This window comes from Streptomyces hygroscopicus subsp. hygroscopicus (assembly GCF_001553455.1).
Taxonomy (GTDB): Bacteria; Actinomycetota; Actinomycetes; order Streptomycetales; family Streptomycetaceae; genus Streptomyces; species Streptomyces hygroscopicus.
Window position 1 is genome coordinate 1 of record NZ_BBOX01000197.1, and the last position, 23,217, is coordinate 23,217.

Annotated in this window: 18 protein-coding genes; 5 read left to right on the forward strand and 13 right to left on the reverse strand. The window is 71.9% G+C overall.

The window, feature by feature from the left end:
• The 7 genes from AXW62_RS20895 to AXW62_RS20925 form a co-directional block, all read right to left on the reverse strand.
• Positions 1–438 (reverse strand): hydroxymethylglutaryl-CoA lyase-like TIM-barrel protein (locus AXW62_RS20895; RefSeq protein WP_502688779.1); only part of this gene is annotated, 438 nt, incomplete at its 3' end.
• Between the two features lie 139 nt (positions 439–577).
• Positions 578–1,375: an enoyl-CoA hydratase/isomerase family protein gene (locus AXW62_RS20900; RefSeq protein ID WP_060945882.1), complete on the reverse strand. Its 798-nt coding sequence runs from the start codon at positions 1,373–1,375 to the stop codon at positions 578–580.
• 1 nt (position 1,376) lies between these two features.
• A complete protein-coding gene (locus AXW62_RS20905; RefSeq protein WP_211282483.1) occupies positions 1,377–2,639 on the reverse strand; it encodes a CaiB/BaiF CoA transferase family protein in 1,263 nt (420 codons plus the stop codon).
• A gap of 36 nt (positions 2,640–2,675) precedes the next feature.
• On the reverse strand, positions 2,676–4,832 hold the full coding sequence (locus AXW62_RS20910; RefSeq protein WP_060945883.1) for a hydantoinase B/oxoprolinase family protein: 2,157 nt from the start codon (positions 4,830–4,832) through the stop codon (positions 2,676–2,678).
• 28 nt (positions 4,833–4,860) lie between these two features.
• Positions 4,861–6,921 (reverse strand): hydantoinase/oxoprolinase family protein, encoded by a 2,061-nt coding sequence (locus AXW62_RS20915; RefSeq protein WP_060945884.1) that lies wholly within the window; start codon positions 6,919–6,921, stop codon positions 4,861–4,863.
• A 49-nt stretch (positions 6,922–6,970) separates the two neighbouring features.
• Entirely contained in the window at positions 6,971–8,245 is a 1,275-nt protein-coding gene (locus AXW62_RS20920; protein WP_060945885.1) for a hydroxymethylglutaryl-CoA reductase, degradative, read from the reverse strand.
• Between the two features lie 119 nt (positions 8,246–8,364).
• On the reverse strand, positions 8,365–8,931 hold the full coding sequence (locus AXW62_RS20925) for an ATP-binding protein (RefSeq protein ID WP_252368671.1): 567 nt from the start codon (positions 8,929–8,931) through the stop codon (positions 8,365–8,367).
• Positions 8,932–9,153: 222 nt separating this feature from the next.
• On the opposite strand from AXW62_RS20925, the gene AXW62_RS20930 reads away from it, so the two are divergent.
• Positions 9,154–11,127: a helix-turn-helix domain-containing protein gene (locus tag AXW62_RS20930; protein WP_060945887.1), complete on the forward strand. Its 1,974-nt coding sequence runs from the start codon at positions 9,154–9,156 to the stop codon at positions 11,125–11,127.
• 208 nt (positions 11,128–11,335) lie between these two features.
• The gene (vph, locus tag AXW62_RS20935; protein ID WP_289306014.1) at positions 11,336–12,232 is read left to right on the forward strand and encodes a viomycin phosphotransferase; all 897 of its coding nucleotides are present in this window, start codon (positions 11,336–11,338) and stop codon (positions 12,230–12,232) included.
• A 182-nt stretch (positions 12,233–12,414) separates the two neighbouring features.
• Here vph and AXW62_RS20940 read toward each other — a convergent pair whose 3' ends face one another.
• The 4 genes from AXW62_RS20940 to AXW62_RS20955 all read right to left on the reverse strand — a co-directional run bounded on the left by AXW62_RS20940 (position 12,415) and on the right by AXW62_RS20955 (position 16,441).
• The gene (locus AXW62_RS20940) at positions 12,415–13,278 is read right to left on the reverse strand and encodes an SDR family NAD(P)-dependent oxidoreductase (RefSeq protein ID WP_060945889.1); all 864 of its coding nucleotides are present in this window, start codon (positions 13,276–13,278) and stop codon (positions 12,415–12,417) included.
• A 142-nt stretch (positions 13,279–13,420) separates the two neighbouring features.
• Positions 13,421–14,179: a carboxymuconolactone decarboxylase family protein gene (locus AXW62_RS20945; RefSeq protein ID WP_060945890.1), complete on the reverse strand. Its 759-nt coding sequence runs from the start codon at positions 14,177–14,179 to the stop codon at positions 13,421–13,423.
• A gap of 12 nt (positions 14,180–14,191) precedes the next feature.
• Positions 14,192–15,631: an aldehyde dehydrogenase family protein gene (locus AXW62_RS20950; protein WP_060945891.1), complete on the reverse strand. Its 1,440-nt coding sequence runs from the start codon at positions 15,629–15,631 to the stop codon at positions 14,192–14,194.
• Positions 15,632–15,676: 45 nt separating this feature from the next.
• Positions 15,677–16,441, reverse strand: coding sequence for an SDR family NAD(P)-dependent oxidoreductase (locus AXW62_RS20955; protein WP_060945892.1), 765 nt, complete (start codon positions 16,439–16,441; stop codon positions 15,677–15,679).
• A 344-nt stretch (positions 16,442–16,785) separates the two neighbouring features.
• Here AXW62_RS20955 and AXW62_RS20960 point away from each other — a divergent pair, with 344 nt between their 5' ends.
• Together AXW62_RS20960 and AXW62_RS20965 are read left to right on the forward strand one after the other, a co-directional pair.
• Entirely contained in the window at positions 16,786–17,541 is a 756-nt protein-coding gene (locus AXW62_RS20960) for a GntR family transcriptional regulator (protein WP_060945893.1), read from the forward strand.
• A gap of 366 nt (positions 17,542–17,907) precedes the next feature.
• Positions 17,908–19,263 (forward strand): MFS transporter, encoded by a 1,356-nt coding sequence (locus AXW62_RS20965; RefSeq protein ID WP_051886263.1) that lies wholly within the window; start codon positions 17,908–17,910, stop codon positions 19,261–19,263.
• A 232-nt stretch (positions 19,264–19,495) separates the two neighbouring features.
• Here AXW62_RS20965 and AXW62_RS20970 read toward each other — a convergent pair whose 3' ends face one another.
• Both AXW62_RS20970 and AXW62_RS20975 read right to left on the reverse strand, forming a co-directional pair.
• Positions 19,496–20,752, reverse strand: coding sequence for a CaiB/BaiF CoA transferase family protein (locus AXW62_RS20970; RefSeq protein WP_060945894.1), 1,257 nt, complete (start codon positions 20,750–20,752; stop codon positions 19,496–19,498).
• Complete coding sequence (locus AXW62_RS20975) at positions 20,749–21,570, reverse strand: IclR family transcriptional regulator (RefSeq protein ID WP_060945895.1); 822 nt, start codon at positions 21,568–21,570, stop codon at positions 20,749–20,751. The genes AXW62_RS20970 and AXW62_RS20975 overlap by 4 nt, the downstream gene beginning before the upstream one ends.
• 317 nt (positions 21,571–21,887) lie before the next feature.
• Between AXW62_RS20975 and AXW62_RS20980 the strand changes: the two genes are divergently transcribed.
• A complete protein-coding gene (locus AXW62_RS20980; RefSeq protein ID WP_060945896.1) occupies positions 21,888–23,069 on the forward strand; it encodes an iron-containing alcohol dehydrogenase in 1,182 nt (393 codons plus the stop codon).
• Positions 23,070–23,217 lie beyond the last annotated feature (148 nt).

The following is a 23,217-nucleotide window of genomic DNA, read 5'->3' on the forward strand; positions in this document are numbered from 1 at the left end:
CACGACGGGTTCGGACATCGCCAGCACCCCCGCCACGTCCCGGCCCAGGTTGTTCCGGGCGAAGGACTCCGTCGCGCTGGCGAAGACGGCGATCTCCCGGGCACCGGCGGCCAGCGCCCGCTCCAGACCCCGGTCGTTGGGAACGAGCACCGGGAGGCGGACGCCGTCGAGCGGCCCCACGGCGGTGAGTACCTCGTGGGCGTCGTCGAGCTGGGGGATCCACCGGGGGGAGACGAAGCTGGTCACCTCGACGGTGGTCAGTCCCGCGCCGACGAGCCGCCGGACGAACTCGGCCTTGACGGCGGTGGGGACGCGGACGGCTTCGGCCTGGAGGCCGTCGCGGGGCCCGACCTCGTAGACGCGGACCTCTTCGGGCAGGCCCGGCCGGCGGGCGACGCGGGGCAGTGCTCCGGCGGGGCTGGTGTTCTCGGATGTCATGGGGGTCCCCCTCGGACGGTGGGAAGGGCGCGTGAGGGCGGTGGGAGAGGCGCGTGAGGGCGGCCACCCGGAACGCCGCGGGCGGCGTTCCGGGTGGCTCGCGCGACCGCGGACCGGCCGGCGTTCCGGGGCGGACCGGTCACGCCGGAGGCCGGCCGGCGTTCCGGCGGGAGGGGAAGCGGGGCGGCCGGCGCTCGGCGAACGCGGCCAGCCCTTCCCGCGCGTCCGGGGCGGTGAACGCCCGCTGTCCGTACAGCGCCTCGGAGTGGAACGCCTGGTCCTGCGGGAGGTCCCCGAGACGCAGCACCGACTCCTTGATCGTCTCCAGGGCGGTGCCGCTGCGGGCGGTGAGCCGGTGCGCCCGGTCCATCGCCGTCTCGAGCAGCCGGTCGGCCGGCACCACGGCGTTGAGCAGGCCGTACCGCAGCGCGGTGGCCGCGCTGATCCGGTCGCCGAGCAGCATCAGCTCCATGGCCCAGACGTAGGGGATCTGCCGGGCCAGCCGCGTCAGGGTGCCGCCGGCCGGGACCACCCCGACGCCGCTCTCGGGGAGCTGGAACTCGGCGGTGTCGGCGGCGATCCGCAGGTCCGTGGAGAGCATGATCTCGAATCCGCCGCCGAGGCAGAGCCCGTTGACCGCCGCGATGACCGGCTTGAACAAGGCGGTGTGCTTCTGATGGGCGCCGTCCCACCGGGAGATGTCGAACCGCCCCTCGGCGAGCGCGGGGATCGATTCGGTGAGATCGGCGCCGACGCAGAAGGCACGGTGGCCCGCGCCCGTGAGGACCGCGACGGCGATCGACGCGTCGTCGCGGACCTCGTCGAAGGCCGCCCCCAGTTCCTCGTACATCGCCAGGGTCAGCGCGTTCAGCTTCTCCGGCCGGTCGAACCGGATGAGCGCGACCGGCCCGTCACGGTCGAGGGTGATGCCGCTCATCTCAGATCACCTCCGCCGCGCGCAGCGCGCGGATGCGTTCCTCGGAGAGGTCCGCGAAGGCGCGCAGCACCTGGTCGGTGTGCTCGCCGACCAGGGGGGCGAGCCCCCGGGGCCGGGCCGGGGTGGCGTCGAGTTTGACCGGCGAGCCGACCATGCGCAGTGGCCCGAAGTCCGGGTACTCCACCTCGACGACCATGTCCCGGGCCTGGATCTGGGGGTCCGCGACGACCTCCCCGATGTCCTTGATCGCGCTCAGTGGCACCAGGTCGCCGGCGAGTTCCTCGAGTTCGAGCTTGGCCCGGTCGGCGAACCACCGGTGCAGCAGCGGCCGCACCCGGCGCTCGTAGACCTCCGGTGTGAACCGCTTGGCCATCGTGTCGATCTCCGGGTCGGCCGCCAGCTCGGGTTCGCCGAACATCTCGCAGGTCAACTGCCAGAACTTGTCGGTGTAGCCGCCGAAGAAGACGAAGCCGTCCTTGCACGGGTAGAGCTCATAGGGCTTGACGAACGGGTGCTCGTTGCCGAGGGGGGCCGGCACCTTGCCCTCGACGGTGTGCGAGACGACCGCGTTCTCGGTCAGGCTGAGCACCGAATCCTGCTGCGAGATGTCCACCAGCTGCCCCTCACCGGTGTGCTCGGCGTGCCGCAGCGCGGCCAGCGTGCCGATCACGGCGTAGAGCGTGGCCGACAGGTCGCCGATGATGGTGCCGACCCGGACCGGCGGGCGGTCGGGGAAGCCGTTCATCGACCACAGGCCGCCCGTGGCCTGCGCGCTGTTGTCGTACGCGGGCCTGCGCCGGTACGGGCCGGTCTGACCGTAGCCGGAGATCGCGGTGTAGACCAGACGCGGATTGACCTTCCGCAGCTCGCGGTAGCCGACGCCCAGCTTGTCCATGGTTCCGCCGCGGAAGTTCTCGACCAGGACGTCCGCACGGCCGGCGAGCGTACGCAGCAGGTCCTTGCCCTCGGGCCGGGACAGGTCCAGGGTCATGCCGAGCTTGTTCCGGTTGTACTGGGCGAAGAACGCGCTGAACGTCTCGCCCTCGGACGACGTCAGCAGCGGGGGGAACGCCCGTGCGTAGTCCGGGTCCTTCGGATGCTCGATCTTGATGACCGTCGCCCCGAGATCCGCGAGCATCATCGAGCAGAACGGGCCGGCGACCACCCGTGTGATGTCCAGAACCACGACGCCGCGCAGCGCCCCGGGCGCGGGACCGCCCGGCAGGACGGCACCGAGGTCGAATCCACCGGTGAACTCCGTCACGCGACAACACCTCCTTCTGCGAGTAGCGGTGTGGTGTCAGCCGGCCGTGGCGGCTTCGACCCGGATGCGGGCGTCGAGCAGTGTGCCGCAACGCGGACTGTAGAACTCGTCCAGGAGCACCCGCTGCCCGCCCTCCCGGGGGCGCACCCGGACGCCGTACTCGCCCAGCCGGTCGGCAGCCACCCGCGTGGTGACGATGGCGTCCTGCCGCCAGTCGTCCTTGGTGCTGATCAGGGCACCGCTGGCCGGGCAGTACCAGCCGTCCGCGGCGCGCCGGGGCGCGGACGCGCCGGCGCCGGCGTCGGCGGCGACCGGCGCGTCCGGCTCCCCGCCGATCCGGGCGGCGCGTATCGCCTGGCGGGTGCGCGCCGTCGCGGCGGCGTCCACGGCACCGTCGGCGAGCACCACCCCGTAGACGGCGGATGCCGTGCGGTCGCCGATGTACCCGTCCCGGACGTCCTGGGCGACCAGCCGCGGGTCACGCAGGAGGGGGTCCCCGTAGCCGCCGCCACCGGCGATCCACTGCACGAAGACGTCGCCGGCCAGGACATCCACCGAGGACTGGTTGATGGCCAGCAGGTCCCGCGCCTCGCACGCGAGGCTGTCGTCGGTGGGTACCGTGCCCGCCGCGAGCAGACCGGCCACGTCGGTCCGGCGCCAGATCTCGTGTCCGCTGCCCCCGCCCGGAAGCCCACCGCCGTATCCGTCGGCGACCACCTGGGCACTGGGGGCGAACACGGTCTGCATGGCGCGGGGCGCGCCGTGCAGGGTCCAGGCGAACTCCAGTCCCAGGCCGCCGCGGTGGGCCCCGTGCCCGGCGCTGGCGGTGTTCAGCCGCTTCCACAGGTAGAGCACGGGATAGAGCATCTCGTTCATCTCGACGTCCGGGAGCATGTTGTTGACCTGCGTCATCATCCCGGCGCAGTCCAGACCGTCGGCGTCCGGCTGGGCTCCCGCCCCCATGCCCCCGCCGTCCATGTTGAACAGCACGAAGTACTCGCCGTCGTCCGAGGTGCCGGCCGAGATGCCGCCGGTCCAGGAGTCGGCCCAGACACCCTGGGTGCGGCCGCGGACGGTCTGGTCCGCGCTGCCCCGGCAGGCGTCGTTCATCAGCTTGGTGACCAGCCGGCTGACGCGGGCGCCGGTGGTCAGGTGTCCGTTGCTGATCGGGGCCGGGGGCGTGGGATTGACGATGGAGCCCGGCTCGGCGATGACCTCGAACGCGGTCATGACGCCCTCGTTGAACGGCACGTCCCAGGCGAGGATGGGCACGACCGCCGTGGCGACGCTTCCGACGAGGGCACCGTAGCTGCAGTTGACGAAGCCGTCGGTCTGCTCGCTGGATCCGGTGAAGTCGAACGTGATCTGGCCGCCCCTCTTGGTCATGGTGCAGGCGACGCGGTACAGCTCGTCGACGTGGCCGTTGTGCTCGGTCCACTCCTCGGCCCGGTAGATGCCGTCGGGGATCTTCGCGACGCGGTCACGGACCACCTGCTCCGCCAGCTCGAAGCTGAGCCGGGTGTACTCGCGGAAGTCCTCGAGCCCGAATTCCTCGATCGTGGCAATGAGCCGCTGGATCCCGGTGTTGTTGCTGGCCACCAGGGAGCGCACGTCGTTCCAGAACAGCGCGGGCACCCGGACGTTGTTGAGCAGGATGCGGCGCACCCATTCCACGGGCTCGCCCCTGTCGAAGATCTTCACTCCCGGCGGGAGCCGGAGGGCCTCGCTGTAGCAGTCGTGGGCCCCGGGCGCGAAGCCGCCCGGCGTCATGCCGCCGACGTCGACCAGATGGGCCTGGGACTGCGCCCATCCGATCAGCTCGTCACCGTGGAAGATCGGCGAGATCACGTTCGTGTCCGGCGGGTGGCTCGCGCCGGCGGTGTGCGGATCGTTGCAGATGAAGGCGTCACCGGGGGCGAGTGGCTCACCGGCGATCTCCCTGACCAGATTCTGTACCGCGACGCTGCCGGAGCCGATGTGGAACTGGACGTAGTCGGAGTAGGCGTAGATGCGTCCGGTCGGGTCGAACAGCGCGGTGTTGAAGTCGCCGGCTTCGGTGATCACCGGTGAGCCGGACGAGCGGATCATCGCGATGCCCATCTCCTCGACGATGGAGTCCAGGCGCATGCGGATGACCTCGAGCGTGACGGGGTCGAACCCGGCGGGGGGCCTGCCGGTGGCGGATTCGGTCATGTGGGTCTCCTGGGTCAGGCCGTGGCGTTCAGACGGTGGGCTCGAGCCGGATGAGGAAGTGGCCGGCTTCGGTCAGTTCCACCGTGGCTCCGGTGGGCACGAGGACGGTGGTGTCGGGTTCCTCCAGCAGGCACGGCCCCTTCGCGCGGGCCAGCGCGGCGAACCCGCGGTGCACATCCACCTCGGTCCGCGCCCCGGTGGCCGGTTCGAGGATGGTACGGCGCAGCAGTGTGTGGGTCTCCTCGCCGGCTTCCGCGCTCCGCCGGACCTGCTGGACGTCACTGCGGCCGACCGCGCGCACCCGGGAGTTGACCAGCAGGATGTCGGTCTCGGTCCAGGCCGTCCCGGTCCCGAACTCCTTCTCGTAGTCGGCGACGAACCGGGCGCGCAACTCGTCCTTGTCCGCCTCGGTGAAGGTCCCGCTCCTGAGCCGCGTGGTGACCTCGAAGATCTGGCCGGCGAACTTCATGTCGGCCTCGCGGTGGAGCTCCCGCCGGTCCTCGGGGATGCCCTCGGCCTCGAACCACTCCCGCGCCCGCCGCTCCAGGGCCTGGAACTCGCGGTCCAGGTCGGCGGCCGGCTGCTGCATCGTCCAGGGGCTGGTCCGCACGGCGGAGAAGACGGAATCGGCGTGCATCAGCCCGTAGGCCGAGAACACCGCGGCGTTGCGGGGGATGACGAGCTCGGTCACACCGATCTCGGCGGCGATGCTCGCGGCGAACAGGCCGCAGGCGCCGCCGAAACCGACCAGGGTGAACTCCCGCGGGTCATGTCCGCGGTTGACGGTGATCTTGCGCAGCGCGTTCGCCATCTGGGAGGTGGCCAGGCGGTACACCCCCTCGGCCGCGGCGTCCACGGTCAGCCCGAGCGGATCCGCGACGTGGGTGCGCAGCGCCTCGCGGGCCAGGTCCTGATACAGCTCGACGGTCCCGCCGAGGTAGTAATCCGGGTTGATCAGGCCGAGCACGAGGGCGGCGTCGGTGACCGCCGGGTGGGTGCCGCCCTTGCCGTAGCAGGCGGGGCCGGGGGTGGAGCCCGTGCTGTGCGGACCGACCCGGAGCAGGCCACGCCCGTCCACCCAGGCGGCGCTGCCGCCGCCGGCGCCGATCGTCTCGATGTCGACGACGGTCAGACTCGTCGGCAGACCACCGATCTCGGCCCGCGGGAGCAGCCGGAACTCGTCATCCATGATCGCGGCGGCGTCCAGGCTGGTGCCGCCCATGTCGGCGGTCAGCACGCGGCGCCGGCCCAGCTGCTGCCCGAGCAGCCGGGCGCCGGTGACACCGCCGACCGGCCCGGAGTTGAACATGGAGATCGGCGCCTTGCTCGTCTCCTCGACCGACAGGAACCCGCCGTGCACCTGCATGATCTGCACCCGGGTGCGCAGGCCGCGGGCGCGCAGCTCCTCGGCGAGGTGGTCGAAGTGCGAGGCGACCAGCGGTTTGACCGCGGCGTCGAGTGCCGTGGTGACCATGCGCTCGTACTCGCGGTAGACCGGAGTCAGGCTGCTGGAGAGGGTGAACGGCACCGTGGGGTGGTTCTCCCGCAGGTACCGGCCGATGGCCTGCTCATGGGCGGGATTGCGGAAGGACCACAGCAGACACACGGCGATGGCCTCCGCGCCCGTGGCGAGCGCGGCGTCCACCGCGGCGGCGACGGCCTCCTGCCGCAGCGGCACCAGGACCTCGCCATGGGCGTCGACGCGTTCGGCGACCTCGATCACGCGGCCGCGCTCGACGATGCCGGGCGGTGGCAGCATCCTGTGCGGGTCACGCTCGTCGGTCCGCGCCGACCGGGCGATCCGCATCGTGTCGCGGAACCCCTGCGTCGTGAGGAGCGCCACCGTGGCGTACTTCTGCTCGTCGACCGCGTTGGTGACGATCGTGTTGCCGAGCACGAACCGGTCGACGGCCGGGTAGAACTCCTCCTCGGACAGGCCCGCGCGCTCCCGCAGCACGGCCAGCGCGCCCAGGATGCCGGTGGTGACGTCCTTCGTCGAGAACGCCTTCCCGCGGACCGCGCGGTTGTCCAGGACCGCGACCGCGTCGGTGAAGGTGCCACCGACATCGATACCAACGTGTAGTGCCATGTCTGAGCGTCTCCCTTGGCTCGGGTACATGCGGGGGTGAGGCGAGGCGTCAGCCCTCGCCGCGCAACTCGGCGAGGACTTCTTCGGCGCGGTCCGCGCGCACGGCCCGGTCGGCGATCAGCCGGGCGACCACGAGCGGCAGTTCCTCGGGGGTGGCGCCCGCGGTGACGGCGACGTTGCGGGCGTGCAGCGACATGTGGCCGCGCTGGATGCCCTCGGTCGCCAGCGCCCGGACCGCGGCGAGGTTCTGCGCCAGGCCGACGGCGGTGATGACCTCGCCCAGCTCGCGGGCCGTGGTGACGCCGAGCAGCGCCACGGCGGCCTGCGCGACCGGGTGGACCTTGGTGGCCCCGCCGACCAGGCCGACCGCCATCGGCAGCTCCAGCGCGCCGACCAGGTTGCCGTCGGAGTCCTTCTCGAAGTGCGACAGGGATGTGTACCCACCGTACCGGCCGACCGCGTGCGAGTGGGCACCGGCTTCGACGGCGCGGGTGTCGTTGCCGGTGGCCAGCACCACCGCGGTGACGCCGTTCATGATGCCCTTGTTGTGGGTGGCGGCCCGGTACGGGTCCGCCTCGGCCAGGGCGGCGGCGTGCACGATGTCGTCGACCACCTCCGGCCCGCCGAGCGCGCCGGCGTCGAACACCGCACGCGCCCGGCACAGCCGCAGGTCGGCCTTGTTGCTGAGGATCCGCAGCAGGGTGCGTCCCCGGGCGATCTCCCCGACCCGCCCGGCGATCGCCTCGGCCATGGTGTTGACGGCGTTGGCGCCCATCGCGTCGCGTACGTCCACGATCAGGTGCAGCACCACATGGGTCGCCCCGGGGGCGGGGACCAAGTGCACCTCCACGTCCCGGACACCGCCGCCGGAGCGCAGGAGCCGGGGGTCCTGCGCGTCGGCCAGCGCGATCAGCTCCGCACGCGCTTCGAGCAGCCGCAGCCGGGCGGCGCGCGGATCGGCGACGTCGAGGACCTGGACCTGCGCCCGCATCAGCGGTTCCGTGGTGGAGGTGGTGAAACCGCCGGCGATGCGGGCGATGCGGGCGGCGTTGCTGGCCGCGGCGACCACCGAGGGCTCCTCGGTGGCCATGGGGATCAGATAGTCGCGGCCGTTGACGGTGAAATTGGTGGCCACGCCCAGCGGGACGCCGAGGACACCGATGACGTTCTCGACCATGTGGTCGGCCTGCTCCAGGGTGAGGCCGTGCTCGGGATCGAGCACCTCCAGGCTCTCCGGCTCGACCGCGGCGCTGTGCGTGATGCGGGCGCGGCGCTCGCTGATCGACAGGTCCTTCATGCCGGAAAGCCTGCTGTTGACTGCCATGCGTCCTCCTGATTTCCGTTACGGGCCCCGAGGGGGAGACGGGCGTGGCGATGCGGGCGGGCAGCCGTAGGGCTCCCGGGAACGTGACGTGGACGCCGCGTAGGTGCCGCGGCCGTGGCTCATCCGGCGGCCAGGCCGGGGCCTTCCGCCCCGCCGGGGCCGGGGGACCCGGCCAGGCCGTGCCACCCGGCCGGCGACCGGCGGCCGGGCAGGTCCTGCGGACGCCTTCGCGGTGCGGGAAGCGGAATCCGCAGCTCGGCGCGGACGGCCGTGCCCCGCGCGTCCCGCCGGACCCGCCAGGTCGTGGCGTAGGCCTGGACCAGGCCCAGCCCCCGCCCGTCCACCATCTGGTCGGGTGCCCCGGTGCCACGGCGGTGGTCCCGCCAGGTGCCGGTGTCCCTGACCTCGACGGCGACCGTGCGGCCGTCGACCGTCAGCAGCAGGCTGACCTCGGGGCTTCCGCTGTGCAGCACGCTGTTGGTGACCAGCTCAGTGGCGATCACGCGCAGTGCGTCGATGGTCTCCGCGGGCGCTCCCCACCGTGCCGCCACATGGCGGGTGAAGGCCCGCAGAGCGGGAACCGCCCGGGCCTCCGCGCCCATGGAGCACACCGCGGAGCGCTGCCGGGGCACGGCCGAGCCGTACCGGCGGCGGCAGACGAGCTGAAGTGGCTGTTCATCGGTCATGATCATCATGTCCTGCGGTGGAAGTCCGTCGTGACGCCGAAGTCGCACTGCGGCCGAGGGGGGAAGTCGGGCCCTGCGGTATGGCCCGTGTGACCAGCAGATGATCTGTGGATGACGCCGCCGTCACGGTTCAGACTCTAGATACGGCCATGTGACGGTGGCCATGTAGCATGAGCACACGGTGCGGAGTTTTTAGTGGATGATTCACACAGGACGGTGGGCGTGGGAGCATCCCAGGAGTCCGAACGGGCACCGCGGGGCGGCGTCTCGGTGAGCGCTGTGCTGGCCCTGCTCGACCTCGCCGCGAAGGGCCGCCCCGACGAGCCCGACGCGGTGCCGGACCTGCTGCTCACCGAACACCTCGACACCGCCACGGCCGCACAGGTGGGCCGCCGGGTCCGTGAGCTCCAGGGCGCGGTGGCCCGGCTGCACCGGCGCGGACAGGAACTGGCCGCGCTGTTCTCCAGCGCCCGGGAACTCGCCGAACTGCACGACGTGGACCTGCTGATCACCCGGCTGGTGCGGCGCGCCCACGACCTGGCCGGAACCGATGTCACCTACCTGTCCGAGTTCGACGAGACCACGCGCGAGCTGCGGGTCCGGTCCACCGCCGGGGCGGTCGCCCCGTCCTTCCAGAAGCTGAGGGTGCCCCCGCACATCGGCCTGGCCAGCAAGGTCGTCGAATCCCGCGCCCCGCAGTGGACCTCGCGCTACGAACAGCTGCGCGACGTGCCCCATACCGAGAGCATCGACAACGCCGTCCGCGCCGAGGGCCTCGTCTCCCTCGTGGGCGTCCCGCTGATCGCCGGCGGCCGGGTCCTGGGCGTGCTGTTCGCCGCCAACCGCACCGAGCACGCCTTCACCCCGGAAGAGGTCTCGCTGCTGTCGGCCTTCGCCGACAACGTCGCCGTCGTCCTGCAATCGGCTCGTCTGCTCACCCAGGCCCGCGACGCGGCCACCGAGACCCAGCGCGCCTATGACGCGCTGGCCGACCACGTCGAGGCGATGGAACGCGCCAGCCGGGTGCACGAGGAGCTGACCGCCGCGGTGCTGCGCGGAGGCGGCGCCGCGGACGTCGCCCGGACCCTGGGAGCGGCGCTGGAGCGGCCGGTGGTCATCCTCGACGACGCCTACGCCGTACTGGCCTCGTCCGACGACCGGAGCACCCCCTCGGTGATCGACCCGCCCGCCGTCCGGGACGCGATCACGGACAGCCTGCGCTCCGGACGCTGCACTGCGCTGAACCCGCCGACCGAGGGGTTCCACACCGCGGTCGCCGTACTCGCCGGGGAGATGATGCTCGGCGGCCTCCTCATCGGGGACGGCACCGTCGACCTCGGCGCGGTGGAGCAGCGGACCATCGAGCGCGCCGCACAGATCACCGCGCTGCTCACCCTGAAGCAGGACGCGGTCCGCTACGCCGAGGACCATGTGCGCGGTGAGCTTCTCGGCGACCTCGTCAGCCCCGACGTCCGGCGCCACGCGAGCCTGCCCGCCCGGCTGCGCGCCCGCAGACTGCGCCCGGAGGACCTGCGCACCGTCGTCGTCACCATGGTGGCCCCCGAACAGCGCCGCGCGGTGCTGCGTGCCGCGGGGACCGTGGCCGCGCCGTCCGGTCTGGCGGGTGAGGTGGACGGCGTCGTCACGCTCGTCGTACCGGACGGCGACCCGCAGCGCGCCGCGACCACCGTCCGCGACCGCGTGTGCGCCGCCACCGGGGTCGGCCAGGTGCTGACCGTGGCCGCGTCCCCCGCGGAGGGCCTCGGCGAACTGAGCGCCCGTTTCACCACGGCCCGGGACTGCGGCCGGGTGCTGACCGCCCTCGGCGTCGAGGCGGTCGCGGTCGCGGCCGACGCCTACCTGCCGTACACCACCCTGTTCGCCCACGACCCCACCAGCGTGCGGCAGTTCGTCGACCGCACCATCGGCCCCGTCCGGCGCTGGGACGCCGAACGGGGGACCGACCTGCTCACCACCCTCCACCGGTTCGTGGACTGCAACGCGAGCCCTGCCCGTACCGCTCGGCTGATGGGCGTGCACACCAACACCGTGCTGCAGCGCCTGGACCGGGTCACCCAACTGCTCGGCGGCGCATGGCGGGAGCCGGAACCGTTCTTCCGCGTCTCGGTGGCGGTGCGCCTGCACGCCCTGTCGGAGACCCTGCTGGGCTCCTCGCCCCCACTCCGGCGCCCCTGACCGGAGGCCCCGCCCGGCGCGTGCGGCTGCGAGCGGGGTGGGCGGGGCCGGGCGGGGGCCGGCCACGTCCAGGCGCCGGCGGCCGGTCCGGGCCCGCGTCCCACCGCCCACCGGCCCGGAAGAGGACGACGGACACACCCGACCGCGACAGGATGGTGCCCTGCCCGATCCGGCCCGACGGGGCGGCGCGCGCCGACTCGTCGAGCCGGTGGCCGTCCGAGAAGGGGAGACCTCGCCCACCATGGGAATCACCGCGACGCACCGCGATCTGCTGACCCGACTGCTGCCCGGGGACACGACGGACGAACTCGCCGTCCACCAGGGGCAGTTCCACCATGTGGTGATCGGCTCGGACCGGGTGGTGTGCTTCCCCCGCACCGAGGCGGCCGCCAGACGGCTGCCCGAGAGGGCGGCCGTGTTGCGCGCCCTCGCCGGGATCGACCTCGGCTGCCGCACCCCGCGACCGCTCTTCGCGGGAGGCGCCCAGGACCCGGACGAACCGCCGTACCTGGTGCTGAGCCGGATCCCCGGAGCGCCCTTGGCGGACGGCGTGCTGGACAGCCCCGGGATCGCGGAGGCGGTGGCCCGGGGCTGCGTCACGCTGCTCTCCGGGCTCGCCGCCGCGGGGGAGGACGAGAGGGCGCGGGCCGCGCTGCCGGAGGCTCCCGCGGGCGCGTGGCAGGAGTTCGCGGCGGACGTGCGCACCGGACTGTTCCCGCTGATGTCCGCCGACGGCCGGGAGCGGGCCGGGCGCGAACTCGCCGCCCTCGACGCCCTGCCCCATCTCACCACCGCCGTGGTCCACGGCGACCTCGGCGGCGAGAACATCCTGTGGGAGACGGCCGGCGGTGTGCCGCGTCCCAGCGGCGTCGTCGACTGGGACGAGGTCCGCGTCGGCGATCCGGCCGAGGACCTGGCCGCCATCGGCGCGAGTTACGGCGAGGAACTGCTGGGCCGGGTGCTCGCGCTCGGCGGCTGGGCGGACCGCGCGACGGCCGGGCGGATCTCGGCCATCCGCGGCACCTTCGCCCTCCAGCAGGCCCTCTGCGCACTGCGCGACGGCGATGAGAAGGAACTCGCCGACGGCCTCGACGGCTACCGGTAGAGCCCGCACAACGGGTGCCACCGGGCTGGACTCGCTCGCGATCACCAGGTCTGCCGCGGCCCGGCCCGGCCTCGTCATCCGCGGCCGTCCCCATGCCCGGCCGTACCCCCGCTCCGGGTCGGCCGATCGCCGCACGGGCCGGCCGCGGGGGAAGGCGGCACCACCGCCACCGCTCCCCGCCGTCAGCGGGGTGCGCCGCGGCGCCGGAAGTAGGTTTCGGGGTCGTACCAGCCCAGCAGGGCTCCTCCATCGACGTCCAGTGCCTGGCCGCACACCATCGAGGCGTGGTCCGAGGCCAGGTAGAGGACGGCCCCGGCCTGGTCCTCCGGGGTGCTGAGCCGCCCGCGCGGGATGCTCCTGGACCGCGTGCGCAGTGTCTCCTCGTCGGCTACCGCCGCCAGCATCGGCGTCTGAACGGGGCCGGGGCAGACCGCGTTGACGTTGATGCCGTCCGGGGCGGCCTCGTAGGCGAGGTGGCGGGTGAAGGCGACCAGCCCGGCCTTGCTCGCGGTGTAGCTCGCGCCGGCGTTGAAACTGATCCGCTTGGCCGCGACCGAGGCGATGTTGACGATCTTTCCGTACCGCTGGGCCCGCATGACCGGGAGCGCGGCCTTGGCGCAGAGGAACGCGCCGGTGAGATTGACGTCGAGGACCTTCCGCCAGACCGCCTCGTCGGTTTCCTCGACGATCCGGGTGGTGGTGATGGCGGCGTTGTTCACCAGGATGTCGAGCGATCCCCCGGCTGCGACGGCATGCCGCATCAGCGACGCCACCTGCGCGGAGTCGGTCACGTCGACACCCAGGAACGAGCTGTGGCCACCTTCGGCGGCGATCTCCTCGGCGGCCGAGGCCGCGGCCCCGGCGTCGAGGTCCGCGATGACGACGTGTGCGCCGCCCGCGGCGAACCCGCGGGCGATGGCCTGGCCGATGCCGCGGGCCGCGCCGGTGACGACGGCGGTGCGGCCGTCGAAGCGCGGGAGATGGAGCGGATCGGGCTTGGGATGGGGCTTCGGGTGGGGCTTCGGTGTGCCTGGTGTCCGATGCATCTCGGTCCTCTGGTCGGCCCGGCCTCAGCCGGTGGGGTGGTGCGCATGACGGCAAGCGGCCGGCCCGGCGAACGGCCGGGCCGGACCGGCGGACGCGGGGGCCGGGGCCGCCCCGGCCACCGCATGGCGTCGGAAACCGGTGTCAGCCACCGGGCCGCTCGGCCGCGGGGAGTCCCGTCGGCCGCTGGATGGCCTCGAAGTAGGGATCCGCGCCGGTCAGCACGGCGATCTCCATGGCGCCCAGGATCTGGTCGGGCGTGGCACCGGCATCGAGTGCGTTGCGCGCGTGGATCTCCACACCGGGAACGTAGAGGTGGGTGACCACACAGTCGATCGCGATGTAGATGAGCTCACGCAGCCGGCTGTCCAGTGAGCCGTGCTCCGCCACGACCGTGGAGAAGTGTGTGTACGCCTCGAACATCTCGGGGTCGAGGGCGAGCATGTCGTCCCACGTCTCGTGCCAGTAGCCACGTCGGCGCTCGAACTCGGCACGCAGCCGGGCCCGTCGCTCGTCGGACTCGTGGCCGACCGCGTGGCCGCGTTCCTCGAGGACTCGGCGGAGTGCGGGAACACCGACCGTCATCGCGTGGATGCTCATGATGCTGACCAGCTGGAGCACGTCACGGACCTGGCCGCGGGTGGCGCCGCGTTCCAGCGCGGTGCGCACGTAGGCGTCGAACCGCGGCCAGTTGGTGTTGGCGGTGTTCGCGACCACCGCGACACCGATGAGGGCCTGGTCCACGGGGGACAGCGCGGCCCGGCGGCGCGGCACGTCGGCCATCGCCGCGAAACGGCGGAAGAACTCCGGCGAGTCCTCGTGTTCCGCCGCCACCGCGTCGTTCCACGTCCCCAGGTACGAGCCGAGTTCGGCGGCCGTCTGCTTGGCAGTGATCTCGCGCATGAACCGTCCTGTTCAGAGCTGGATGCTGACGGTCTTGGTCTGCAGGTAGTGGTAGACGGCGTCCGGTCCCTTCTCACGGCCGAAGCCGCTCATCTTGTAGCCGCCGAAGGGCGTGCGGATGCCACCGGCGAAGTAGTTGTTGACCGACACCTGTCCCGCGTCGATCCGCGCGGCGACACGGTGCGCCCTGGACAGGTCGGTGGTCCACAGACCGGCGGTCAGACCGTAGGGGGTGTCGTTGGCGATGCTCACCGCCTCGTCCTCGTCGTCGAACGGGATGACGGACAACACCGGACCGAAGATCTCCTCCTTGGCGATGCGCATGTCGTTGCGGACGTTGACGAACACCGTCGGCTGCACGAAACGCCCCGACTCCAGGCCGTCGACGTGGGCCGCGCCGCCGCCCACGACGGCCTCGGCTCCTTCGGCCCGCCCGATCTCCAGATAGTCGAGGATCTTGCGGTACTGCTTCTCGGTGGTGATGGGCCCCATGTCGGGGTTGTCGAGCCCGCGTCCCAGCCCGACCTGGCGGTCGAGGGCCGCGAGCCGCTCCACGAACTCGTCGTGGACGCTGGAGTGCACCAGGAGCCGGCTGCCCGCCATGCACACCTGGCCGGCGTTGAAGTTGATGGCCGCCAGGGAACCCACCGCCGCCGCGTCGAGATCGGCGTCCGCGAAGACGATGTTCGGGGACTTGCCGCCCAGTTCGAGGGTGACGGGGCTCAGGTGGGTCGCCGAGGCGCGCAGCACGGACTGGCCGGTGGGGACCGACCCGGTGAACGCGATCCGGCGCACCCCGGGGTGCTGGACCAACCGCGCACCCGCCTCGTCGCCGAGCCCGGTGACGACGTTGACGACGCCCGGCGGAATGCCCGCCTCGATGGCCAGCCGGGCGAACTCCACGACCGCCATGGAGGTGTCCTCGGCGGGTTTGACGACGGCCGTGTTGCCGCCGGCGATCGCGGGCGCGACTCCGCGCGCCGTCTGCTGCAACGCCGCGTTCCAGGGGACTATGTGCGCCGTCACCCCGTACGGCTCGACGCGGGTGTAGGAGTGGAAACCGGGCCCCAGCGGCACCGTTTCGCCGTGAATCTTGTCCGCGACGCCGCCGTAGTACGCGTAGTACCCGGCCGCGAGGCGGACGTCGCCCTGGGCCTCGCGCAGTGGCTTGCCGTTGTCCACGGACTCCAGGTACGCCAGGAGGTCCATGTTCTGCATGATGAGGTCGGCGAGCCGGAGCATGGCCCGGCCCCGCTCGGCGCCGTCCGCGTCGCGCCACGCGTGGACCGCGCGCTCGGAGCTGGCGACGGCCTCGTCGACGATCGCCTGGTCCGCGCGCTGTATGTGCGCGAGGACCTCACCGGTGGCGGGGTCGATACTGTCCATGACCGCGGCGCGGCCCGCGGGCAGCTCCTTGCCGTCGATGATGGACCCGTAGTACTGGCGGTGCATGCGTGTCTCCAGATCGGTCGGGGGTTTGGCGGTGTGCGGACGGGCTCAGGAGCGCGCCGAGATACCGCCGTCGACGGGGAGGGTCACCCCGGTGATGAACTCGGCGTCGTCGGACGCCAGGAAGAGCGCCGCCTTGGCGATGTCCTCGGGCAGCGCGAGCCGGCCGAGCGGAACGCCCGCCCGCTGACCGGCGATCGTCCCCTCGATGTCGTCCTGCTTCGCCATGAAGGTGCGCAGCATCGGCGTCTCCGTGGAGACCGGGGCCACCGAGTTCACCCGGACCTCGGGGGCGAACTCGACCGAGAGCGCGCGGGTCAGCTGGATGGCGGCCCCCTTCGAGGCCGAGTAGGCGCTGTTGTTGGGACGCGCCCGGAATCCCGACAGCGACGAGGTGATGATGAACGAGGAGACCGGCCTCTCCCGCAGAGCGGGCATCGCCGCGCGTGCCCCCAGCCACGGGCCCTTGGCGTTCACGCCCATCAGCGTGTCGAAGAAGTCGATCGACTGCTCCGCCACCGGGCTCATGGGGGCGGCCACGCCGGCGTTCGCCCAGAAGACGTCGAGCGCGCCGAAGGTCTCCAGCGCGGTGCGAACGATCAATTCGTTGCCGGACAGCGTGGACACGTCGGCGGCGACGGCGACCGCCTCGCCGCCCTTGCCGCGCACGAGTTCGGCGGTTGCCTCGGCCGCCTTCGCGTCGAGATCGGCCACGACCACGCGTGCCCCCTCCTGGGCGAACAGCAACGCGCCGGCCCGGCCCATGCCGGATCCGGCACCCGTGATCACTGCGAACTTGTTGGCGAGCCTCATGCGGTTCTCCTCACGGATGGGGCACCGGCGACGGGTCGCCGGATGCTGAGGTGGAAGCGGTCCGGTGCGCGGGGCACCGGGACAGTGGGGTCCGGACCGTGCTCGACGAGCCGTCCGCGGTCGCCGGGGGCGACGGGAGAGCGGGCTCAGGGAACGGCCGTGGCAGTCCGGATGGCGTCTCTAAGGCCCCTCGCCTCCGCCGAGGAGAGGGGGACGCACCCACCATACGCAAAGAGTCGACACTTTGGGGAGGCCCCGGGCGACATTGCTTCGCGCCGCCCGCGTGCTGCCGACCGGACGGGCCATCGGTCGGCGCCGGGGCCGCCCGGGCTTAGTGTTGCGCCATGGAGTCAGCGTCGAATGGACCCAGTGCCAGGGCCGCCAAGCCGGGCGACCTGGTCGACGGCATACTGGCACGGCTGCTCGGAGTGGACGGCCGACAGGATTCGCTGGTCGGGCAGATCGCCGTCGAGGTCGCCCGCGACATCATCGAGGAACGGGTCGGCCCCGGGGCGGACCTGAACTCCTTCGAGCTGGCCAGGCGGTTCGGGACCAGCCGCACGCCGGTCCGGGAGGCCCTGCTCGTCCTGGAGAAGGAGGGCATGGTCGAGATCCCCCCGCGGCGACGGCCGCGGGCCGCCTCGTTCTCCAAGGAGACGATCCGCGAGATCTACGAGCTGCGCGGCGAGCTGTACGCGCTGGTGGCGGCTCGTGTGGTGGAACGCGCGGACGACGAGGAACTCGGCACCCTCGATGCCTGCCTGGAGGCGATGAGGGCGGCCGCGGCGGTCTCCGGCGACGCCTACTTCTGGCAGGTCGTCCTGTTCCAGGAGCAGGCGTGCCTGCTGTGCGGGAACGGAACGCTCAAGCGCACGATCGACGGACTGGGGCTGCGGGTGATGCAGCTGCGGCACCTGGGCATGTCCCGGGCGTGGCGGATCGAGCGCTCCCTTGCCGACCACGAGCGGCTGATGCTCGCGCTCCATGAGCGCGACGCGGGCCTCGCGGCCGCGCTCAACCGCTCCATGGCGACCAACGCGCTGGCCGGGCTCATGACCCTGTTCGACGGTTCCGAGCTGCTCGGGCGGACATCGGACTGAACCCGGAGCGCTCCCTGAAGAGTCGACACTTCCCCGTCCTATCTCTTGTCACGGGTACGGAGTCGCTCTACTGTCGTCCCGACACGGCTGACGCGAAGGTTTCACGGCGGCTACAGCGCCCCGGTGCGGGCGGGACCTGCCGCGGAGGGCGCCCTGGTCGCCGCCGCGGGCCATGTGGACCCACCACCCAGCCGCGGCGGACATGTCGGTGCCCGTCGAGCTGGAGGAGATCCCTTTCCGGCCAGAAGCGTGTCATCCGGTTCGTCCGAGGACCAGGTGGTCAACCCCGAGTGCTCCTCGATTCCCCTCGATCAACACAGCAGCCACCGGTCTACGTGTGACTGTCCACGACGAAGTGGAGAGAAAATGGACTTCAGAGCCGAAGCGCCAGAGTCCCGAACGATCAAGGATGCCAAGCGCAGGTCTCTCATCGCCTCCGGGGTCGGCAACGCGCTCGAGTGGTTCGACTGGAACCTCTACGGCACCTTCTCGGTCTACCTGGCGGCGAACGCCTTCGACTCGGGCGATCCGGCATCCGGCCTGTTGGCCACCCTGGCGGTGTTCGCGGTGGGATTCGTCGCCCGCCCGATCGGGGGGCTGGTCTTCGGGCGGCTGTCCGACCGGCTCGGCCGCAGGAGCGTCATGGTTCTCACCATGTGCCTGCTGGCCGGGGGCAGCGTCGCCATGGCGGCGATGCCGACGTACGACCACGTCGGTGTGTGGGCCTCGGTCTTCCTCCTGGTGGTCCGGCTGGTCCAGGGACTGGCGCACGGTGGCGAGGCCGGCGTCTCGTACACCTACGCCGCCGAACTCGCGCCCCCCGAGAAGCGCGGCCTGTGGTCGTGCATGCCCTTCGTGGCCTCGACCATAGGTCTGATGGCGGCGACGGCCAGCGCGGCGACCCTCAGCGGCCTGCTCGATCCGGCGGACATGACGGCATGGGGGTGGCGCGTCGGTTTCGCGTTCGGGGGAGTCCTCGGTCTGTTCGCCCTGTACCTGCGCCGCAACTCGGTCGAGACCGATGTGTTCATGGACACGACCGGACAGGAGGCGGTGGCAAAAACGCCTGCCAGGCCGATGAACTGGCGGTCGGCGCTGCGGGCCGGGGTGCTCATCGTCCTGCTGTCCGTCGGCACCAACATCTCCTTCTACGCGTGGATCTCCTTCGCTCCGACGAACGCCATCTCCGGGCACGGTATGCATGCCAACGCGGCGTTCACCGTGAGCCTCCTGGCGCAAGGACTCATCATCCTGTTGCTGCCGCTGCTCGGCATGGCCTCGGACAGGTTCGGCCGCAAGCCCCTGGTCCTGGCACAAGGGCTGCTCATGGTGGTCCTGGCCTTCCCCATCGCGAACATGGTCTCCGACGCACCCTGGACCCTGTTCGTCGCGCTCGTCCTCGGGCAACTGGTCTGGGCGTGCGTCGGGGCCATCTACCCGGCCGTGGTCGCCGAGCAGGTCCCCACGCGCATCCGGGCCACGATCGTCGGATTCGTCGTCTCCCTGTCGGTGGCGATCTTCGGCGGGACCGCCCCGTACCTCAACACCTGGCTCGACTCGCTCGGCAAGAGCTGGATCTTCAACGCGTACATCATGGCGCTCGGTGTCGTGGTCGTCGTCGGAGGACTGCTGATCCGCGAGACCAAGGGCATCGACCTCCGCGAACTCGACGCGCGGCACGAGGACTCGCCCCGGGCGGAGTACGCGGGCCGGGTCTCCTGACCCATGTGACGCGGTGCGCCCCTCGGCGCCGCGATGAGGTGTTCCGGGCGCCCGGCCGACGGCAGTCGGCCGGGCGCCGATTCGTGCGCCACCCGGCGCCACCGGGGGCCGCCCTGATCCGCCGGGTGCGACGCGCCGGGCGGTGGCCCGGCCGGCGGGCGGAGGGAGGGTCACTGGCCGGAAAGAGACCGGTGCCCGTCGTCCACCCGACCGGGCCACCGCCCGGCGGAACTCACTGCCGCGGACGCGCGAGTACGCCGGTTTCCTGAAGCTCGCGCACCCGCTGCGCCGGGTATCCCAGGAAACCGTTCAGCAGGGCGTGGGCGTTCTCACCGAGGTGCGGCGGGAACGCGGGGGCCGCCGGCTGATGATCGGTGAACTTCACCGGATTGCCGATGACGCTGACCTTCCGGCCGTCGTCGTGCCCGAGGTCGAGGACCATCTCACGCCCCGCCTCGCGGGCGTCCGCGATCGCCTCGGGCACGGTTTTGATCAGGGCCGCCGGAACGCGGTGCGCGGCGAGCCGGGCCACCCAATCCGCCGCCGGCCGGCGCGTGAAGGCCGACTCCAGGAGGTGCCACAGCGCCTCCTTGTTCTTCAGACGGCTTCCGGCGCTGTCGAACCGGGGATCGTCCACCAGCTCGTCGAGTTCCAGCGCCGCGCACAGCTCCCGCCACATGCGTTCGGTGTTCGCGGTGACCACGAACTCCCGTCCGTCTCCCGCCACGAAGCTGCGGTAGGTGGGAATCGAGTCGTGGCGCGATCCCTGGCGCTGGGGCGCTTTGCCGTCGATCATCGAGTAGACGGCCTGGTAGGAGAGCATCGAGAGCTGGCAGTCCAGCATGGCGACGTCGATCTGGTCACCCCGGCCGGACCGGGCCCGGTCCGCGAGGGCGGCCAGGACACCGATGGCGGCGAACATGCCCGCGACGAGATCGCCCGCGGGGATTCCGAGCCGGACCGAGGGCCGTCCGGGCTCACCGGTCAGGCTCATCACACCCGAGAGGGCCTGGACGATGAGGTCGTACGCCGGCCGGTCGCGCCACGGGCCGGCCTGCCCGAAGCCGCTGATGGACGCCCAGACCAGTTCCGGCCGGCGCCGCCGTATCTCCTCGACGTCGAAACCGAGGCGCCGGCAGACTCCGGGGCGGAAGTTCTCCACGACGACATCGACCCGGTCGATCAGGTCCTGTGCGATCTCGAGCCCCTCGGGCCGCTTGAGATCGACGGCGATGCTCTCCTTGGAGCGGTTGTTTCCCAGGTAGTAGGCGCTGTCCCCGGCCACGAAGTGCGGCGGGATCGCGCGGCTGGAATCACCGTCCGGCGGCTCGAGTTTGATGACCCGCGCGCCGAGGTCGGCCAGGATCTGGGTGCAGTAGGGGCCGGACAGGAAATTCGTCAGATCGAGGACCGTCGTCCCGTGGAGCGGGCCGCCGGTACCGGTCGGTTCGCCGTCCGGCCGGGGCGGCGTGAGATGTGGCGAAGTCACTCAGTGGCCTTTCTGTCGGGTCCGCCGACCGCGTGGGAGAACTCGGCGGCGGCGTCCGCGATCGTGGAGCCGATGACGTGCACGTCACCGTGCGGTAGTCGGTTCTTGGGTGAAGTGAGGAGCAGACAGCCGAGGACGCCCGACGGCCCGAAGACCGGCGCGGCGATGCCGCGCGCTTCCGGCAGTTTCTCGCCCTCGGTCAGCGCGAAACCGGTTTCCCGGATACGGGCGAGTTCCGCCTCCAGCTCCGCGCGGCCGGGCGGCAGGGCACCGGTGGCCGGAGCGGGCTCCGCGGCGCCGATGACCTCCTCGATCCGGGATTCCGGCAGGTGTGCCAGGATCGCCCGGCCCGACGCGCCCCAGATCAGCGAGCCCGGGGTGTTCATCTGGATGCGGTACTGAAGGGCCTGGGTGCCGTCCGCCCGTGCGGTGAAGGCCATGGCGTGCCGGGTGGGCAGGTACAGGCCGAACAGCACGGTCTCGTCGAAGCGCCGGGCCAGGGCCTCGATGTACGGGCGCGCCATCGAGGTCACATCGGCGGACGCCACGACTCGCGCGGAGATCCGGTAGAACTCGGCACCGGCAGCGTACCTGTGGTCGCCGGATTCCGCCGACACCAGGCCCTCGGCGCGCAGAAGCTGCAGCAGGCGGTGCACGGTCGAGGGCGCCAGGCCCAGCCGTTCGGCGAGGTCGCCGACCCCCACCGGCCCGTCCGCGTCCGCGATGGCGGCCAGCAGCCGGGCCACCCGCGCCACCGTGCCGGATGTCCCCGCGGTGGCCTGTTCCGGGCGCTGTGCGCGCTTGTTCGTGGTGCTCATGGTCTCTCTCCACCCTCGCCTTACCGGGGCCACCCGGGCTCGTCGCACGATTTTCGGAATCCAATTCCACTGAACAGAATACGGAGCGTCACGGGGGCGGGCAAGACCGGGACCTCGCCGCCCCGGCCCGGTGGGCGAACCCCCGTGACCCCGCGTGCTCCGTGACTCGGCGTGCTCCATGCCCCCGCGCGCTCCGTGCCCGCCCGCCGGTTCGGCGTTGCCGTGGCGGCGGCAGGGGGGTATGGTCACCCGGCAATCACAGCGGAATTGCATTCCGTTCAACGGAATCTCTGCCTGGCGGAAAGGCGAAACCAGCCATGACGACCCACGTGCCGCCCACCATCAGCCAGTTTTCGCAACCCGGGGACCTGCGTGTCGGAGGCGGTGCGCTCGCCCAGCTCCCGGACGTCCTGAAGACGCTCGGACTGTGCCGGCCGCTCGTCGTGACCGACCGGTTCCTGCTGGACACAGGGCCGGCCCGGCGGGTGATGACCATCCTGGAGTCGCAAGGGATGACGCCGCGCCTCTTCCACGAGACCGTCCCCGACCCGACGACCGACTCGCTGAAGGCCGCCGTCGCGGCGGCCGGGGAACACGGGTGTGACGCGGTCATCGGACTCGGCGGAGGAAGTCCGATGGACACCGCGAAGGCGGTGGCCCTCCTCGTGGCGCAGGGCGGGGCGATGGCGGACTACAAGGCGCCGGTGCGCAACGACGGCCCGGCACTGCCGGTCATCGCGGTCCCCACGACCGCCGGGAGCGGCTCCGAGGCCACCCAGTTCACGATCATCACGGACTCGGTGTCGCAGGAGAAGATGCTCTGCGCGGGGAGGTCGTTCCTGCCGGCCGCGGCCATCGTGGATTACGAGCTGACGCTCTCCATGCCGGCCCGGTTGACGGCCGACACAGGGATCGACGCCCTGACCCACGCCATCGAGGCGTACGTCAGCAAGAAGGCCACCCCGCTCACCGACGGCCTGTGCCTGACCGCCATCTCCTCGATCGGCAGGCATCTGCGCCGGGCCCACGCGGACGGCAGCGATGCCGAGGCCCGGGCCGCGATGATGGTCGCCGCCACCCAGGCCGGGATCGCCTTCTCCAACTCGAGTGTCGCGCTCGTGCACGGGATGAGCCGGCCGATCGGCGCCCATTTCCAGGTCGCCCACGGCCTGTCGAACGCGATGCTCCTGGTCGCGGTGACGGAGTTCTCGATCAGTGCCGCAACGGCTCGCTATGCCGACTGCGCGCGGGCGCTCGGGCTCGCGGACAGCGGCCACGACGACGGTGCCGCCGCCCGGCGACTCGTGGCGGGCCTGGCGGACTTGTGCCGTGACCTCCAGGTGCCGACCCCTCGGGAGTACGGCATCGACCACGAGGCGTGGCACCGCCTCATCCCGGTCATGGCGCAGCAGGCCCTGGCGTCCGGTTCACCCGCCAACAACCCCAGGGTCCCGTCCGCAGAGGACATCGAACAGCTCTACACCTCGATCTACTGCTGAAGGACAGGCCATGACACCTTCCCTTTCCCGGCCGCCCTCCCGGGACGGCTCGGCCGCCACTCCGGCCGCCACTTCGGCCGGGGCGTGCTCCGGCGCCGCCCGGGCCACCCCGCGACGGCCCGACGGGAACGTCCCCGCAGCGCCGGTG

Excerpts from the sequence above, each read along its gene's own strand:
- AXW62_RS20975 (WP_060945895.1), bottom strand. The coding sequence starts at position 21,570 with ATGAGCACCACGAACAAGCGCGCACAGCGCCCGGAACAGGCCACCGCG.
- AXW62_RS20965 (WP_051886263.1), top strand. The coding sequence starts at position 17,908 with ATGGACTTCAGAGCCGAAGCGCCAGAGTCCCGAACGATCAAGGATGCC.
- AXW62_RS20920 (WP_060945885.1), bottom strand. The coding sequence starts at position 8,245 with ATGGCAGTCAACAGCAGGCTTTCCGGCATGAAGGACCTGTCGATCAGC.
- AXW62_RS20945 (WP_060945890.1), bottom strand. The coding sequence starts at position 14,179 with ATGCGCGAGATCACTGCCAAGCAGACGGCCGCCGAACTCGGCTCGTAC.
- AXW62_RS20900 (WP_060945882.1), bottom strand. The coding sequence starts at position 1,375 with ATGAGCGGCATCACCCTCGACCGTGACGGGCCGGTCGCGCTCATCCGG.
- AXW62_RS20950 (WP_060945891.1), bottom strand. The coding sequence starts at position 15,631 with ATGCACCGCCAGTACTACGGGTCCATCATCGACGGCAAGGAGCTGCCC.
- AXW62_RS20980 (WP_060945896.1), top strand. The coding sequence starts at position 21,888 with ATGACGACCCACGTGCCGCCCACCATCAGCCAGTTTTCGCAACCCGGG.
- AXW62_RS20960 (WP_060945893.1), top strand. The coding sequence starts at position 16,786 with ATGGAGTCAGCGTCGAATGGACCCAGTGCCAGGGCCGCCAAGCCGGGC.
- AXW62_RS20915 (WP_060945884.1), bottom strand. The coding sequence starts at position 6,921 with ATGGCACTACACGTTGGTATCGATGTCGGTGGCACCTTCACCGACGCG.
- AXW62_RS20955 (WP_060945892.1), bottom strand. The coding sequence starts at position 16,441 with ATGAGGCTCGCCAACAAGTTCGCAGTGATCACGGGTGCCGGATCCGGC.
- AXW62_RS20910 (WP_060945883.1), bottom strand. The coding sequence starts at position 4,832 with ATGACCGAATCCGCCACCGGCAGGCCCCCCGCCGGGTTCGACCCCGTC.
- AXW62_RS20940 (WP_060945889.1), bottom strand. The coding sequence starts at position 13,278 with ATGCATCGGACACCAGGCACACCGAAGCCCCACCCGAAGCCCCATCCC.
- AXW62_RS20925 (WP_252368671.1), bottom strand. The coding sequence starts at position 8,931 with ATGACCGATGAACAGCCACTTCAGCTCGTCTGCCGCCGCCGGTACGGC.